The 15,728-nt window shown below is 66.7% G+C and carries 13 protein-coding genes; 5 read left to right on the top strand and 8 right to left on the bottom strand.

The features are described from left to right. The first annotated feature begins 4 nt into the window (after nucleotides 1–4). A complete protein-coding gene (locus CFB82_RS26700; RefSeq protein WP_089485951.1) occupies nucleotides 5–1,267 on the top strand; it encodes a right-handed parallel beta-helix repeat-containing protein in 1,263 nt (420 codons plus the stop codon). A gap of 36 nt (nucleotides 1,268–1,303) precedes the next feature. Here the strand turns inward: CFB82_RS26700 and CFB82_RS26695 are convergent, their stop codons facing one another. Both CFB82_RS26695 and CFB82_RS26690 read right to left on the bottom strand, forming a co-directional pair. Next, entirely contained in the window at nucleotides 1,304–2,884 is a 1,581-nt protein-coding gene (locus tag CFB82_RS26695; RefSeq protein ID WP_089485950.1) for a mannose-1-phosphate guanylyltransferase/mannose-6-phosphate isomerase, read from the bottom strand. Next, the gene (locus CFB82_RS26690; protein WP_089485949.1) at nucleotides 2,881–3,543 is read right to left on the bottom strand and encodes a GNAT family N-acetyltransferase; all 663 of its coding nucleotides are present in this window, start codon (nucleotides 3,541–3,543) and stop codon (nucleotides 2,881–2,883) included. The genes CFB82_RS26695 and CFB82_RS26690 overlap by 4 nt, the downstream gene beginning before the upstream one ends. Nucleotides 3,544–3,747: 204 nt before the next feature. Here CFB82_RS26690 and CFB82_RS26685 point away from each other — a divergent pair, with 204 nt between their 5' ends. The 3 genes from CFB82_RS26685 (at nucleotide 3,748) to CFB82_RS26680 (ending at nucleotide 7,053) form a co-directional block, all read left to right on the top strand. Further along, on the top strand, nucleotides 3,748–4,971 hold the full coding sequence (locus tag CFB82_RS26685) for a glycosyltransferase family 4 protein (RefSeq protein ID WP_235986499.1): 1,224 nt from the start codon (nucleotides 3,748–3,750) through the stop codon (nucleotides 4,969–4,971). A 343-nt stretch (nucleotides 4,972–5,314) separates the two neighbouring features. Continuing rightward, on the top strand, nucleotides 5,315–5,515 hold the full coding sequence (locus tag CFB82_RS43395; protein WP_174943781.1) for a hypothetical protein: 201 nt from the start codon (nucleotides 5,315–5,317) through the stop codon (nucleotides 5,513–5,515). 146 nt (nucleotides 5,516–5,661) lie between these two features. Continuing rightward, nucleotides 5,662–7,053 carry a sigma-54 dependent transcriptional regulator gene (locus CFB82_RS26680; protein ID WP_174943777.1) on the top strand — a complete coding sequence of 464 codons (1,392 nt, stop codon included), beginning with the start codon at nucleotides 5,662–5,664 and terminating at the stop codon, nucleotides 7,051–7,053. A gap of 47 nt (nucleotides 7,054–7,100) precedes the next feature. On the opposite strand, the gene CFB82_RS26675 is transcribed toward CFB82_RS26680, so the two are convergent. The 6 genes from CFB82_RS26675 to CFB82_RS26650 all read right to left on the bottom strand — a co-directional run bounded on the left by CFB82_RS26675 (nucleotide 7,101) and on the right by CFB82_RS26650 (nucleotide 14,022). After that, nucleotides 7,101–9,584 carry a glycoside hydrolase family 2 protein gene (locus CFB82_RS26675; protein WP_089485947.1) on the bottom strand — a complete coding sequence of 828 codons (2,484 nt, stop codon included), beginning with the start codon at nucleotides 9,582–9,584 and terminating at the stop codon, nucleotides 7,101–7,103. Continuing rightward, nucleotides 9,581–10,648, bottom strand: coding sequence for a DUF1839 family protein (locus CFB82_RS26670; RefSeq protein ID WP_089485946.1), 1,068 nt, complete (start codon nucleotides 10,646–10,648; stop codon nucleotides 9,581–9,583). The genes CFB82_RS26675 and CFB82_RS26670 overlap by 4 nt, the downstream gene beginning before the upstream one ends. Beyond that, complete coding sequence (locus CFB82_RS26665) at nucleotides 10,645–11,619, bottom strand: amino acid--[acyl-carrier-protein] ligase (RefSeq protein WP_089485945.1); 975 nt, start codon at nucleotides 11,617–11,619, stop codon at nucleotides 10,645–10,647. The genes CFB82_RS26670 and CFB82_RS26665 overlap by 4 nt, the downstream gene beginning before the upstream one ends. After that, nucleotides 11,616–12,812, bottom strand: a complete 1,197-nt coding sequence (locus CFB82_RS26660; protein ID WP_089485944.1) for an acyl-CoA dehydrogenase family protein — start codon at nucleotides 12,810–12,812, stop codon at nucleotides 11,616–11,618. The genes CFB82_RS26665 and CFB82_RS26660 overlap by 4 nt, the downstream gene beginning before the upstream one ends. Next, the gene (locus tag CFB82_RS26655; RefSeq protein ID WP_046547642.1) at nucleotides 12,809–13,060 is read right to left on the bottom strand and encodes an acyl carrier protein; all 252 of its coding nucleotides are present in this window, start codon (nucleotides 13,058–13,060) and stop codon (nucleotides 12,809–12,811) included. The genes CFB82_RS26660 and CFB82_RS26655 overlap by 4 nt, the downstream gene beginning before the upstream one ends. Nucleotides 13,061–13,239: 179 nt before the next feature. Next, on the bottom strand, nucleotides 13,240–14,022 hold the full coding sequence (locus tag CFB82_RS26650; protein WP_174943771.1) for a Crp/Fnr family transcriptional regulator: 783 nt from the start codon (nucleotides 14,020–14,022) through the stop codon (nucleotides 13,240–13,242). 918 nt (nucleotides 14,023–14,940) lie between these two features. Here CFB82_RS26650 and CFB82_RS26645 point away from each other — a divergent pair. Further along, nucleotides 14,941–15,723, top strand: a complete 783-nt coding sequence (locus tag CFB82_RS26645; protein WP_089485943.1) for a Crp/Fnr family transcriptional regulator — start codon at nucleotides 14,941–14,943, stop codon at nucleotides 15,721–15,723. Nucleotides 15,724–15,728: the final 5 nt, after the last annotated feature.

Below are 15,728 nucleotides of genomic sequence, written 5' to 3'. Positions count from 1 at the left end.
CGATATGCGCGGATCGCAATGCCTGTCTCGCATATGCGTCGGTATAGCCGGCCTGATGATGGCTGGCGGGCTGTCGTGGCCGGGTGTCGTCGAGGCCGTATCCGGCACACCCGCACCGGCTGCAATTCATGCCGACATACCGGATGTGTACATTCATCCCGCTCCGGATGCGGCCGATCAGGCTGATGCGCTGCAACGCGCGCTGGACGGGCTGCAACCGGGCCAGCGGCTGGTGTTCATGCCCGGACGCTATGTCGTCGGTCGTTCGTTGATCGTGCGGCAGCGGCATGTCGTGCTGTCGGGTTTCGGCGCAACGCTGATGGCGACCGTTCCCGGCAATCAGACGATCGAGATGCGGGGCGACGGTACGACGCTCGTCGGGTTTCATATCAAGGGAACCGGTGCGACACGTCTCGACACGCCGGAGTCGACCAAGGTCGACGTGACGGGGCGCGACGTGCAAGTGCTCGACAACGTCATCGACGGCGGCGCCAGCGCGGGCATATTCGTGTTTGGTGGATCGGACGTCGCGATCATCGGCAATCAGGTGCGGTCGACGCTCGCCGATGGCATTCACATGACGCACGGTGCACGCAATGTGCTGGTTCAGGGCAATGTCGTGCGCGGTACCGGCGACGACATGATTGCCGTGGTGAGCTACCTGGCCGACGGGGTGGTGAGCCGCAACGTGCTGATTACCGGCAACTCGCTCGAAGGCAACGCGTGGGGGCGCGGAATCACGGTGGTCGGCGGTACGGACGTGACGATCTCGAACAACATCGTGCGCGACGTGCAGGTCAGCGCGGGAATCCTCGTCGCACAGGAAGACAGTTACCGAACCTACGATGCGTCCGACGTCCGGGTCGAGAACAACGTGGTGTCGTCCATCCAGACCGCGGCCGCCCGGACCGATCCGCGCCCGCTGACACAGCAGGCCGCGATCGACGTCAGTACGTGGTCGGGCTCGGTGACGCGCGTGGTCGTGATCGGCAACCGCGTGTCGCGCGCGCGGTTTGCCGGCATTCGCATCTGGGGAAACGTGTCGCAGTACCGGATCGCGGATAACCGGTTGACCGCGATCGGCGGGATGCCGGTACAGGTGGGCGGGGGCGGAGGCTGTCCCCCGGGTGGCACGAATGCCGCGCAGTGCAGGATGCCGGCCGCGCAGCCCGCGTCGATCGACGCGGTCGGGGCCGACACGTCGGCGTTGCCGCAAGTGCGCGAAGCGCTCAGGCAGGCGCGCCCGCGGCAGCGCGGCATCGACTGACGAATCGATGCTCGCGCCGGCGTGCGCGGTACGCGATTACCGGACGACGTCTCCCTCCACCACCGGCACGTGCGGCTCCCGAGCAGTGAGCGGCACCGTGTGCTTGTCCGGCAGCGTGTCGACGACCGGGCGCCCGTACTGGTCGTCGAAGCGCACGATATCGTCTTCGCCGAGATAGTTGCCCGATTGCACTTCGATGATTTCGAGCGGAATGCGGCCGGGATTCTCGAGGCGATGGACCTCGCCGACGGCGATATACGTCGACTCGTTCTCGCTGAGCAGAAAGGTTTCGTTGCCGCGCGTCACCTTCGCGGTGCCGCGCACGACGATCCAGTGCTCGGCGCGGTGATAGTGCATCTGCAGCGACAGCCGCTTGCCCGGTTCGACGACGATCCGCTTCACCTGGAACCGCTCACCGAGATCGATCGAATCGTAATGTCCCCAGGGACGCTGCACCTTGCGGTGTTCGCTCGCCTGCGGGCGCCGGTCGCTCTTCAGGCGCGCGACGATGTTCTTCACGCGCTGCACGTCGTGCTTGTTCGCGACGAGTACCGCATCGGGCGTTTCGATCACGACGACATCCTTCATCCCGACGCACGCGATGAGACGGCCCTCCGAACGCACGAGGCTGTCCTGCGTGTCCTCGAACACGATCGGGCCGCGGGCGACGTTGCCGTGGTCGTCCTTCGGCATGATTTCCCAGATCGCGTCCCACGTGCCGACGTCCGACCAACCGGCCGAGAGCGGCACCACGATGCCTTCGATGCCGAGTTCGCTGCGCTCGGCCAGGCGCTCCATGACCGCGTAGTCGATCGAGTCGGACGGGCAGGCGTCGAAGGCGACGGCGTCGATCCGGAAGAACGGATCGTCGGCGACGCCCGCGCGCCATGCTGACTCGCAAGCCGCATGGATCTCGGGCGCCAGCGCGTGGATCGCCTTGAGCCAGACCGACGCGCGCGTGACAAAAATGCCGCTGTTCCACCAGTAGTCGCCCGACTGCAGGTAGCGCTCGGCGAGCGCCGCGTCGGGTTTCTCGACGAAGCGTCCGATCGAATAGCCGCCTTGTCCGCCGTGGCGGCTCGTCCGCGGTTCGCCGACCCGGATATAGCCGTAGCCCGTTTCCGCCCGGCGCGGCAGCACACCGAGCGTCACGATCGCGCCTTCCTGCGCATAACGTGCCGCGCGCGCGATCGCGTCCTGGAACGCGCCGACATCGGCGATCACGTGATCGGCCGGCATCACCGCGAGCACGGGGTCGTCCTCGAGCACGCTGGCGTCGAGCGCGGCAAGCGTGAGTGCCGGTGCCGTATTGCGCGCAGCGGGTTCGAGCAGGATACGGGCGGGCGCTGCACGGTCGACCACCTGCGCGGCGCTCATGACGCGATGCTGTTCGCCGCACACCAGCAACAGCTTGTCGCCCAGCACCGCGTTCGCGATGCCGTTCAGGCGACGCGCCGTCGCCGACAACGGCGATTCGTTCGAGGTCAGCTCGATCAGCTGCTTCGGATACTGTTCGCGCGACAGCGGCCAGAGGCGCGTGCCGGAACCGCCGGCGAGGATGACCGGCAGGATGCGTGGAAGGTCGGGTGCGGGAACGGGGCGAAGGGTGCGTGTCATCGGTTGGCTCCGGTATCGGCGGGCAGCCGGTTGTGTACGCGTCCGTCGGCACGCGCGTCTTCATTCCTGAGCCGGGTCGTCGAAACGGTCCGGGACAGCAGCTGGCGCAGCGCGCCGGCGGTGCGGTCGACCGGCCGGATCATGCCGACGAACGGCGCCCCCTGTTCGAGATACGGTCCGTACGCCTTGCGGAATCCGAAGCGTTTGTAGAACGCCTGGCGCGGCACGGGAACGTGCATGCGCAGCGCGGCATCCGGCCAGGCGGCCAGTGCGGCGGTCAGTGCCCGTTCGAGCAGGTGTTCGAGCGTATCGCCGTCGCGGCACGCTTCGCTCGTCAGTACCTTGTCGATCACGACGTCCGGATCGATGTCGTCGCCCGGCAGGAGCCGTGCGTAGGCTGCGACTTCCGCCGCGTCGCCGTTGCGCACGGTTGCATAGACGTGCAATGCGCCCGCGTCCTTGCCGTCGATGTCGAGATGGGTATGCGCATCCTCGACGACCAGCACGGTGTTGCGTGCGCGCAGGATTGCATAGAGATCGACGGCGCTCAGATGTTCGAATTCACAACAATGCCATTCCATGATGCGGTCCTCGTGTGAAACCTTCAGCACGCCCTGTCGCACGGATACGTTCGACCAGTGCGAAGCGGCAATGATCATGATGCGGATGCGGGGCGCGCCGGTCTGTTCGAAAGCTTACCCATGCTCGGGGTTCGCGCGAGCGAGGCGTCGTGTGCCAACAGCGCCGTAGTGTCCGCTAGCACACATCGGCGGTGCCGGTGCTTTCCGATAATTGTCATGGCGTGGTGGCCGCGTTGCGCGGCTCACCGGTGTCGAACGTCATTGGAGAATCGGGAGCGGTACTTGAAGATTGCGATCGTTCACGACTGGCTGGTCGTGCCTGGCGGCGCCGAACGCGTGCTGGCGCACATGATCGACTGCTTTCCGCAGGCCGATGTCTACAGCCTCGTCGATTTCCTCGAGGATCGGGACTGCCTGCGCGGCCGCGCGGTGCGCACGTCCTTCATCCAGAAGCTGCCGTTCGCGCGCGCGCGCTACCGCAGCTACCTGCCGTTGTTTCCGCTGGCCATCGAACAGTTCGACCTGTCGGCGTACGATGTCGTGCTGTCGAGCTCGTATGCGGTTGCGAAGGGCGTGCTCAGCGGCCCGGACCAGTTCCACGCCAGCTACGTGCATTCGCCGGTGCGCTATGCGTGGGACCTGCAACACCAGTACCTGAACGAGGCGGGGCTCGCACGCGGGCCGAAATCGGCAATCGCGCGCGCGCTGCTGCATTACATCCGCAACTGGGATGCGCGGTCGGCGAACGGCGTCGATCGCGTGGCCGCCAATTCGCACTTCATCGCACGCCGCATCCGCAAGACCTACCGGCGCGATGCGACCGTGATCTATCCGCCGGTCGACGTCGACCACCTGTCGCTGCGCCCGGACAAGGAGGCGTTCTACCTGACCGCGTCGCGGCTCGTGCCGTACAAGCGGATCGACCTGATCGTCGACGCGTTCTCGCGTACGCCGGAACGCCGCCTCGTCGTGATCGGCGACGGGCCGGAGATGGCGAAGATCCGCGCGCTGGCCGGGCCGAACGTCACGCTGCTCGGTTACCAGCCGTTCGACGTGCTGCACGACCACCTGCAGCGTGCGCGCGCATTCGTGTTCGCCGCGGAAGAGGACTTCGGCATTTCGCCGGTCGAGGCGCAGGCATGCGGCACGCCCGTGATCGCGTACGGGAAGGGCGGCGTGCGCGAGTCGGTGCGCGCGTGGCCGGTCTCGGGCGCAACGGGCCTGTTCTACCGCGCGCAGACGGTCGATGCACTGGTCGATGCGCTTGCCCGATTCGAAGCGCTGCCGCGCGGGGCGATCGATCCGCGTGCGTGTCGCGCGAATGCCGAGTACTTCAGCTCGGCGCGCTTTCGGGACGCGTTCACGCGCTTCGTGATGGATGGCTATGCTGCGTTGCAGGCGGAGATGGCCGCGCCCGCCGGTTTCACGCCGCACGACGATGCGTCGATCGAGGACGGCATGGGTGACCGGCCGGTCCGGGAGGGCGAGACGGCGCTGCGAACCTGAGCGACGATCGCGCCCGTTGATTACGGAATGTAACCACCGGGCGGACCGTGCGCCGTGCCGGGACGGCGCAGCCGGCCGGCGCCGCGCGCGATTATGCGGCGGGTGGCGTGCGGTGCGGGTCTTTTTAAAGGATTTCGGTGAAAATCACGCGCAATCCAGGGAGCCTATCTGGCGGAAATGTAGTATTTGGCACTGATTGACGCGAATGTTGAGAGAGAATCAAATCTCAGTAGCCAAAGGTGTGTCGCGCGGGGCGACCGGCTGCGTAACCGGCTGATTCAGGATTATCTTTTGGTAACAAGACCATCTTGAAACGGGGTGTAAATTCAGGAACGGATGAAGCATGACGGTCATTCCGCTTGTGGGTTGGCCGCCATCCGGTTCAGCATCGGGCGCGCTCGTCGTGTACGACGCGACGCACATGCGGACGGATGCTCCGTTTGCCGACGTGCTCCGCCTGCCGGCGCGGCGCGTCAAAGCGGGAACGTCGCGGCTCCCGCAGCCGCGCGTTTCCTTCGAGTTCGATGACAACGAGGCCGGATGACATCCGGCTCGACCTCCGGGGGTTCTCGCCGTGTGCAGTTTCGATATTCGCCAAGGCTGCGGAAACGCAGTGCGGAAAGGTGGCCATGCGCCGCCGGCCCCAGCGCACGCGAACGGTTCGCGGAGTGGAGAAAGTGATGGTTCGTTATGAATATGCCAATAACGCGCGATAAGAGCGCCGATGCGGGGAGTGGTAGCGGGCAGCGTCCGCTGATTTACTGGACGCAGTCGCCGTCCGTCATGCTGCGAAAGGAACTGGCGCGGCGCGACTGGAAAGTGTCGATCGTCGCGCAGGCGAGCGAGTTGCGCGACACGTTCGGCGAAATCACCTGCGGCATCCTCGACCTGAGCGGCGGCCATGCCGACGCGATCGGCAGCATCGCGTCGACCTGCGCGTCGATGCGCGACGTCGTCTGGGTCGCACTCGTCGACGTCGGCCAGACGGCTTCGCCGAACGTGCGGGCGCTGTTGCGCGACTATTGTTTCGATTACGTCACGTTGCCCGCGTCGCACCAGCGGATCGCCGATACGGTCGGCCACGCGTACGGCATGGAATGCCTGTTCGCGCGCGACCGCGAACGGCTCGAATCGGAGGAAAAAGGCATCGTCGGCACCTGCAGTGCGATGCTGCGGCTGTTCGATACGGTGCGGCGTTTCGCGCGTACGGACGCACCGGTGTTCGTGTTCGGCGAAACGGGGACCGGCAAGGAGTTGACGGCCGTCGCGATCCATCGCCATTCGGAGCGCCGCAATGGCCCGTTCGTTGCGGTCAACTGCGGCGCCATTCCCTCGCATCTGCTGCAATCCGAACTGTTCGGCTATGAGCGCGGCGCATTTACCGGCGCGAATGCGCGCAAGATCGGCTATGTCGAAGCGGCGAACGGCGGCACGCTGCTGCTCGACGAGATCGGCGACCTGCCGCACGAGAGCCAGGCGAGCCTGCTGCGCTTTCTGCAGGAGCGCGCGATTCATCGCTTGGGCGGCAGTGATCCGGTGCCGGTCGATGTCCGGATCGTGTCGGCGACGCACGTCGACCTGCGCGAGGCGATGGAAGAAGGGCGCTTTCGGCCTGACCTGTTCCACCGTCTGTGCGTGATGCGCATCGACCAGCCGCCGCTGCGCGCGCGCGGCAAGGACATCGAACTGCTCGCGCATCACATGCTCGAACGCTTTCGCGGCGACGCGCGCCATCGCGTGCGCGGCTTCTCGACGGATGCGATCACGGCACTCTACAAGCACGACTGGCCGGGCAATGTCCGCGAGCTGATCAACCGCGTGCGCCGCGCGGTCGTGATGACGGAAGGGCGCCTGATTACCGCGCAGGATCTCGAACTCGAATACTGTCTCGATGCGGCGTCGCCGTCGGTGGCCGACATTCGAAAGTCGATCGAGCGCGAGGCGATCGAAACCGCCCTGTTGCGCACGCGCGGGCGCGTCGCGGCGTCGGCCCGCGAGCTCGGTGTGTCGCGCGCGACGCTGTACCGCTGGATGGAGGCATACGGGATCGAGCGGCCGCGCGGCACGGGCTCGTCCGACTGAGATTCGACAAGGCGACGGGCGCGCTGCCGAAAGCCGCGCGCGTCGCGTCAACCGGCCTGCGTGGCGCGCACCGCGCGCGCGGCGTTCACGGCCCGGATTTCCACGGTCGGCGGCACGTCGGCCGCGGCGCCACTCCTCCCGATCATTTCAAGCGGAACGAGCGCGACACGCGCCGGCGTGCCGGGCGCGAGATGGAACCAGTCGTCGCGCGGCACATAGCCCGGCGCATCGATCTGCACATGACGCGCGACGTGCCGTGTATCGATGTCGACGTGCCATGTGTCACCGGTGCGCGACACGCACGCTTCCAGCCCGAGTTCACGACGCGCCAGCACGGCCGGATGCGTGCGGGACGGGAAATGGAACGCCTGCGACAGCAGCGTGCCGTCGTCGGCGCGGAGTGTTGCGACGACGGTGTCGTGTTCGCAGGGCCCGAACCGGTACGCGTAGGTCCAGTCGAAGAACCGGCCGAGCAGCTCGGCCGAGCCGATCCGCACCGTGTCGTGCGCGGCGATTCGCACCGGGCAGCCGGCCCGTGCGACAGGCGTGCGGCCGTCGCGCAGCGCGACCAGCTCGAGCGCGGCCGACAGCGGCGCGGGGCGCTCGTTGGCGACATGCACGTCGAGCCCGTTCAAGCCTTCGTCGACCAGCAGCACCTGCACGGGCTGCAGGACCTGGCGCAACGCATGCCACGCCGATTTCGGCCGGTGCGCGGCGTCGATCACGCCCCAGCCGGCGCCCGGCATCACATCCTGGAACTGCCAGACGAGCGCGCCGGCGCAGCGCGAGCCGGTGCGCCGCCATTCGGAAAACGTTTCGCGCATCAGGTCCGCGATTACCGCGCGCGACAGCTCGAAGTAGCGCGCCGGATCCTCGCGCCGCAGCCGGTCGGGCACGACGTCGTAGAGCGTCTGCAGATAGTGGTCGCGAATGTCCTCGAAATCCCACGACGTGCCGGGGTCGCGCGGCACGGCTGCCTTCCAGCGCGGCTCGTGCACGCCGGGCCAGCCGAGTTCGGCGAGCGTCGCGTCGCACGGCACGTTCGAGAACGCGAGGCATTCGCTCGCGAAGCGCACGTCCGCGCGGCGCGCGTCGTCGAGCGGGCGCAGGTACGCACCGACGCCGTAGTAGTGCGACACCCTTTCGCGCGGGGCGAACGGCAGCACGCCGCCGTCGGGCGAATCGGGCACGTACGGGACGTCGGGCCGGCATGCGGCCGCGTGGCCGGCCAGCCGGTCGGCGGTCAGCTCGAGGAAGCGCTGTTTCGGCCCGAGCCCGGACATCGCGGCCTGTTGTGCGAGCTCGCTGCCGCCGCATAGTACGGCCAGCGACGGCGATGCGCTGTGACGCGACAGGAACTGCCGGGCTTCGCGATCGACGTTGTCCGCGAATGCAGGATCGTCGAGCGCATAGTCGAAGTTCGCGAACATGAAATCCTGCCAGACCAGCAGCCCGAGCCGGTCGCACCACGCGTGAAAGGCATCGGCCTCGTAGGTCATGGTGCCGCCGACGCGGATCATGTTGAAGCCGGCGTCGCGCGCGAGCCCGAGCAGGCGGGCGTAGGTGGCATCGTCCGTGTGCAGCGTGCGCGGCGCTGCGCTGCTCCAGCATGCGCCGCGCGCGAACACGGGCACGCCGTTGATGCGCAGCCCGAAGCCCTTGCCGTCGGCACCGGCGTCGACTTCGATCGTGCGGAAACCCGTTGCACCGAGCGGTCGCAACGCGTCGCCGAGATGCAGTGCGACGTCGTAGAGCACCGGCTCGCCGTGCGTATGCGGCCACCAGCGGCACACGCTGGGCACCGCGACGCTCGCGCGCAGACGGTTGGGGCCGGCACGTTCGAGCGTGGCGTGGTGCTGGCCGCACGACAGCCGTGCCGCGAGCGCATCGGGCAGCGGCGCGGCGAACGTCAGTTCCGCGTCGAGCCAGCCCGTGTCGCCTTCGATGCGCGCGTGCAGGTCGCAATCGACGAGAACGGGCCCGTCGGCCGGATCGAGCACGTCCACGGGGCGCCACGGGCCGGTCGGCACATGCGGCGGAAACCAGCCCGGCATGTGTCCGAACAGCGACGTGCGGATCGTGCGCAGTGTCGCCGGCTCCGCGAGCCGCGTGCGCCAGCGTGCCCGGCGCGGCGCGCGCGTGTCGCGCAGGTGCGGGGCGAGCGCCCGGAAACAGAGGGTCAGCCGGTGCGTACCGTCGAGCGACACGGATACATCGTGTGCGACGAACATGCTGTCGGAGCGAAGGATCGGCGTGTCGTCGAGCCACACTTGCGCGAGCGTCGCGAGACCGTGAAAGCGCAGCACGCGCGGCCCGTGTCCGCGCAGCTCGATCCGGTACCAGTGGTCGCGCTCGTCGAGCGATGCGGCTTCGTCGAGCCGGCCCGCAAGCGCGAGCGACTGCGCGACCGTGCCGGGCACGGTCGCCGGAATCCACCCGTCGCCGCCGGCGGGGAGGTCGCGCGGTTCCCGTGCGACCCCCGCGGCCGTCGCCAGCATCGACCACGCGGGCAGGGCACGCGGGCGCGTCACCGCATGACCGGCACGGGTGCCGCGATGTCGTTGCGCTCGCTGCGCACGGGCGTCGGGTGCCGCAGCGGCAAGCCGATCTGCCGCGCGCAGGCGACCACATCCGAATAGGCGGCCTGGATGGCTTCGAGCGTCGAGTCGCCGCGTTCCTCCTTGCCGCGCGCGCAGGCGCGGGCGAGCCGGAATTCGAGCACCATCGCTTCGGACGCGATGCGGTCGCACGCGGCCCGGATCTCGGCGAACGGCCCGACGCAGCCGCTGGCCTGCAGCCAGCGCGAGTAATGGCCGAACAGCTCGAAATTCGCGCCGAGCTGCCGCACCGAGTTGAACGAGTACGCGTGGAAGTGCTCGAGCGGTGAATCGGCGAGTGTCCGCGCGTCGGTCTGCAACTGCCGCCGGAACGCGGCGATCGGGTTGACGACCGGCAGGCGCCGCAGGTGGCGCTGCAGCGCGGCGAGCGACGTTTCGCACAGCTCGCGCTCGTCGAGCGGCGCAAACCGCCGCTTCGCGCATTCCACGTATGGCGGCAGCGTCATCGGCGAGTTGCCGCCGACGAGCCCGTTGTAGTCGAAATCCTCGGCCACGTAATAGCCGCTGTTGTGGAAGTAGCCGATCTGGCGCTTCGCGCGGTCGATCGCATCGATGCCGATCGTCGTCTTCGTGTGCTGCGTGCGGTAGCTGCTGCCGCGCGTATCGGGCAGGAACCACGCGTCGACCTCGACGATCATCAGGTGGCCGCGCGCAACCTGCGTCTCGATGTGCTGGTCGAGCGGTTCGTAGATCGAGTGCTCCTGCACGACGATGCCGTACAGCCGCTCCAGTTCGTCGTGCGGAAACTTGAAGAACGTGAACTGGTCACCCTCGAAATCGAGCGCGATCGTGAACGGCAGCGCCGCATACGGATTGAAGCCCCACCACCGGAGCACCTCGAGCCACATGTCGACGTAGCAGTTGGTCTGCTTCCAGACCATCTCCTGGCTATGCAGCGGATGCGGCCGGTAGTGGCGCGCGCGGTGGCGCACATCCTCGAACGACGCGTCTTCGCCGTCGCGGGACACGAATCTCATGGCGTGCCCCACAGCACGTCGCGGACTTCGCGCGGCCATGCGTCGATGTCGAAGCCGTGATGGCGGAACAGCGCGAGCGTGAGCCGTTCGAGGCCGAAGCCGACGCAGCCCGTGTGCGCGACGTCGCCCGTCGCGGTGCGGATGTCCCACAGCAGCCCGAAATGGTCCATGTGATAGTTGAAGCTCAGGCACGCGGTCTGGCGATCGTCGTGCTCGATCGGGATCAGCAGCTCGAACTTCAGGTTCTGCTCGCGCTGGCTGTGCGCGACGATCTTGCCGCCGCGCCCGAAGAACGGATCGTTCGCGAGGTCGATCGCGTTGGGCAGGCGCAGCGCCTCGATCATCCGCGTGCCGCGTTCGATCCAGGTCTGGCGGAACGACACGATCTGCTCGGGCGTGCCGATCCGCACGTACTCGCGCATCCGGAACAGCTGCATGCGGGTCGGGTCGAGCGACGGCTCGTGACGGAAGCAGTACGAGAAGACGTCGACAATCCGGCCGTCGGCCGGCAGCGCACCCGCGCGTGCGACGACGGGATAGACCGGGTAGCACGCGGCGGGCGTCATCACGACGTAGGTCGGCTTCTGGCTTTCCGTCCAGTCGTCGCCGCGATCGAGGCACTGCAGTACGCGCTGGTGCTGGCGTTCGTCGCCGCAGAACGCATGCACGCTGCCCGCGAGCTGCGGGAAGCTCTTCATGTATTCGCTGCGCTCGAACTCGGTGCGGCTCATCGCCGGCGGGAAGCGCAGCACTTCGGCCTGCTGGTCGGCGCCGAGGCGCGTGACGAATGCGTCGAGCGCTTCGACCACGCGCTCGAACCGTTCGCTGCGGCCGAACAAGCCCTGGATGCCGGTCGAGACCAGCAGGCCCGCGTCGATCAGTTCGTCGCGCAGCGGGTTGACGCCCGCGCGGTCGATCGGTGCATCGGCGGGAGCGGAGGCGGCGGAGGGCACGGCAAGGCGATCGTTCACGTATGTTTCTCCAGCGTCGCAGGACGCAGCGCGAGCAGCAGGTTCGAGGTGTTGACGGCAATGCGGTCGTTGCTGATCATCAGCGGCGCCGCGAGCAGGTCGCGAATGTGGCGGCCGATGCTGAACGGCGTGCCCTGTTTGTAGCCGGCCATCCCGCAGATCATCATGGCCTGGTGCGCGACTTCCAGCGCGGTCGTCGACACGTAGGTCTTCAGCGTATTGATCTCGGCGGCCCGGGCCATGCCGGCCGACCACGAGCGGGACGCCGGATTCGCATGAAGGCGCAGCACGGTGTCGACGCGGGCCTGCATCGCCTGCATCAGCGCGAGCGATTCGGCGATGCGCCGCGACGCGGGCGACGGTGCGCCGTCGGTCTGGCGCGCCTGGGCGCGGAAGAACTGGTGCGCGCGGTGGAACGCGTCGCCGGCCACGCCGATCCAGACCGCGGCCCACAGGATGTGCGACACCGGCACCATCGTGTCCTCGGCGATCTTCGCGAACGGGACCGGCAGGCACTGGACGGCGGCGCCTTGCGCATCGAGCTCGAAGCCGTTGCTGCAGGTGCCGCGCATCCCGAGCGTGTCCCATTCGCCGCGGCGCGTGAGCGTGTAGCCGTCGCGCAGCAGCGTGACGAGCACCTGCTCGGAAGCCGGCGCGTCCGCATCGCGTCGTGCGGTCGCGAGGATGCCGTCCGCGTAGTCGCCATACGAGATCGTCGGCGCGGATTTGCGCAGCCGGAACTCGCCGCCGCTGGTTTCGAGCGCACACTGGCTCGCGCGCAGGTTGCCGCCGACGCCGTCTTCCGACGTGGCCGATGCGAGCAGCCACTGGTGGCGCACGAGCTGCTGCAGGAACAGCTTGTGCCAGCCCTGGTCGGCAGCGTGATCGACGATGCAGGCGACCTGGATCTGGTGCATCGCGAACACCATCGCCGACGATGCGCAGGCCTGGCCGAGAATCGAGCAGGCCGATGCGATGTCTTCCAGCGACGCGCCCGCACCGCCGAGATGGGTCGGCACCATCGCGCCGAGCAGGCGGCGCGCGCGCATCGCCTCGATCGCCTCGACGGGGCAGCGCGCGTCGCGGTCGACCGCGTCCGCGTGCTGCGCGGCGATCTGCGCGACGGCATGCGCGGCCTCGTCGAGCCGACGCGCATCGCTGTCGGCCGCGAGTTCGGGAAGCAGCGCGCTCATGCTGAATGCTCGGTGCGTTGCAGCGTGGTGATCGTGTCCGCGAGCGCGTCGATGCTGCGGAACAGGTTGCGGTTCAGCATCTCGTCGGGAATCTCGATGTTGAACTGCTTCTCGATCGCGAGCATCAGCTGGATCGTGTCGAGTGACGAAAGGCCCGCTTCGTAGAGGTCGTCCCCGTCGCCGATCGAATCGATCGCGGCTTCGAGATGGGCGACGTGCTTCAGGATGGTTCTGATTTCGTTTTTCACGTGCTGCTCCGGCGTGCGTGGTGTCGTCCGCTCGGGCAGACGCGCGACACGCGCTGACGTCCCCCCGGCAGTCCGGCATCAGTAGACCATTGGCAGACACGTCGTTCTGTTCGTCACCCTACAAACAGCTGACCCGGCAGGCACCGGACCGCACGTGCGGTCCCGATGCGGCACGCCGGTCAGGTGCGCGACGCGGCCGGCACGCCCGAATCGGCCGACAGGATGCGCTTCATCTCGTCGCGCACGATCGCGCGGCAACCGCACGACATTTTTTCGAGGCCGTCGAGGTCGGCGAGCTCGATCGAGCTCCGGTACTGGCGGATCAGGCCCAGCTTCTGGATTTCGCCGGCGGCATCGGTGACCGTTTCGCGCCGTACGCCGAGCATCTGCGCCAGCATGCTGTGCGTCACCTGGATCTCGATGCTGCGGGTCCGGTCGTACGCGAGCAGGAACCATCTGCATAACTGATGTTTGAGCACGTGATGACGGCTGCAGAACGTGATCTGCGAGACCTGCGCCATCAGCAGCCGCACGCAGATGAACACGAGATGGCGGATCACCGGCGATGTGTCGAACGCGGCGGCGAACACGCGCCGGTCGAGCCGGTAGACGAAACCGTCGCGGCAGGCCACGGCGCGGCAGGGCATTCGCCCGCTGCCGCCGATCACGTCGTCGCACACCACGCTCTCGCTGCCGATCTCCGCGACTTCCAGCGTCATGCCGCCGGACGACACGTACTGCAGCGAAATCGCGGTCGTGACGGGCAGGTAGACCGCGGCGAGCATTTCGCCGGGTTCGCAGAGCACTTGCCCGGATTTCAGGTGGACGAGTTGAAGGTGGGGGACCAGCGTCGCGAGCTCGTCGCGGTCGATGGCCGCGAGAAAGCGGTTCGCGTCGAAGCTGTGGGGCAGTTCGATCATGCCGTTCGCGTACGCGACGGCGTCAGGGGCCTGGTGAGTCACGGCGCATCCTCGTAGGGTGGCGGTCACGCGTCGTCCCGGCGATATCCCGAAAATTGGGAATTCGCACGATCGTGCGGACTTGTGTTCGTCAAAAATGGAGTGACGATACTGGCGAAAAGGCTAGCACGCCATTGAAATCGATCAATTGCACATTACGTCATTTCACAATGTTTGACGATTTTGGTGCATGCAAACGTTATCCGGATTTAATGATTCATTTCCGTGAAATTAATCATCCGGAAGTTGAATGCAACTTCGGAGATTCATTCCATGTCGGCCGCGAATCAATCGGGTTGGGACGCACCTCGCCATGGGAAAAGTGCCGGGCGAATATTGAACATTGTTTGACAATTAAATGGTGCTCGCAATAATCGCTATACAAATCAAATGGTTGCGGATGAATTGTGCGATGGATGACAGAGCCTGAAATTAGTGTGCCGATTCAAATTTGAGACAGTTTCAAACAACCGTGTGAGACGCGACGCCGTAGCGGAGTGCTCTCCGGAACATCATGGAAACAATTGAAAATCGACTGTAAGTATATGACCGACAAGCCATGCGGCACCGGTTCGCCTGTCTCGGTCCGATGCAGGTGAATTGATCAGTCGAATCGCATGCGGTGTCCGCCGCACGGAAGAGTGTCCGGAAATGAGACGTTTTTTTTGTTTTTGGGCCGGTTATTCGGGCGATCTAAATCAGGCGTGATTCATATATTAAGGACGGGCATGGTTTGGCACGTAAATCGCTTATTCGGGCTGGCGTGTCGAAACGGGACGGCCGACTCGATCCGGGCGATAAGCCGTTGGTCAGTCGGAATCAGGGTTGTGGCCGCAACCACGGTCAGTCCGAGCACGCATCGCGATAACGAGTTCCGTGTACGCGGCTGCAGGCGGCGCGGACGATAAAAGGGATACAGACATGCTTCATCTTCACTCGAGCTACTCGGCGAACGCCATCCTCGATGCCCTCCCCGAGGACAGCATCCGCACCATCGCACCGCATCTCGAACTGGTCAGGACCAAGGCCGGGATGCTTGACCGGGTCGGCGAGCCGATGCGCCACGTGCATTTCCCGACGACGTCGATGATGTCGGTGCAGCATCTGATGGAGGACGGCGCGATGGTCGAGGTGGCGCAGGTCGGCCGCGAGGGCGTGGTCGGGCTCGCGACGATGGTCGGTGGCGCCGCGGCGTCGCACCGGGTCGAGGTCCGCATCGGCGGGATGGCCTATCGCGTGCCGAGTTGCGTGATGCGCGCCGAATTCGAGCGCTCGCCGGAAACCTACCGGCTGCTGCTCAACTACTGCCAGGCGGCGATGGCGCAGATCTCGCGCAGCGCGCTGTGCAACCGGCATCACTCGGTCAGCGAGCAGCTCAGCCGCTGGCTGCTGCTTGCGCATGACCGCATCGACGGCGACGAGCTGGCCGTCACGCAGCAGACGATCGCGAACATGCTCGGCGTGCGCCGCGAAGGCGTGACGGAAGCGGCGGGCAACCTGCAGGAAGCCGGGCTGATCCGGCAGCGCCGCGGCCGCATCACGGTGCTCGACCGCGACGGCCTCGAACATCACGCGTGTGAATGCTACAACCTGATTCGCGCGGACTATCGCAGGCTGCTTGGCACGCGCGGGACGGCGAGGCCGACACCGGTTCGGCCCCGCATGCCGGACGCGCATCGCGGGTTCCCGGCACAAGGTGCGTGAAGATG

Origin of the sequence: Burkholderia sp. HI2714 (assembly GCF_002223085.1) — a bacterium.
GTDB lineage: Bacteria > Pseudomonadota > Gammaproteobacteria > Burkholderiales > Burkholderiaceae > Burkholderia > Burkholderia lata_D.
The sequence above is the reverse complement of the archived record's forward strand: the minus strand, read 5'-3'. Positions and strand labels throughout refer to the sequence as shown.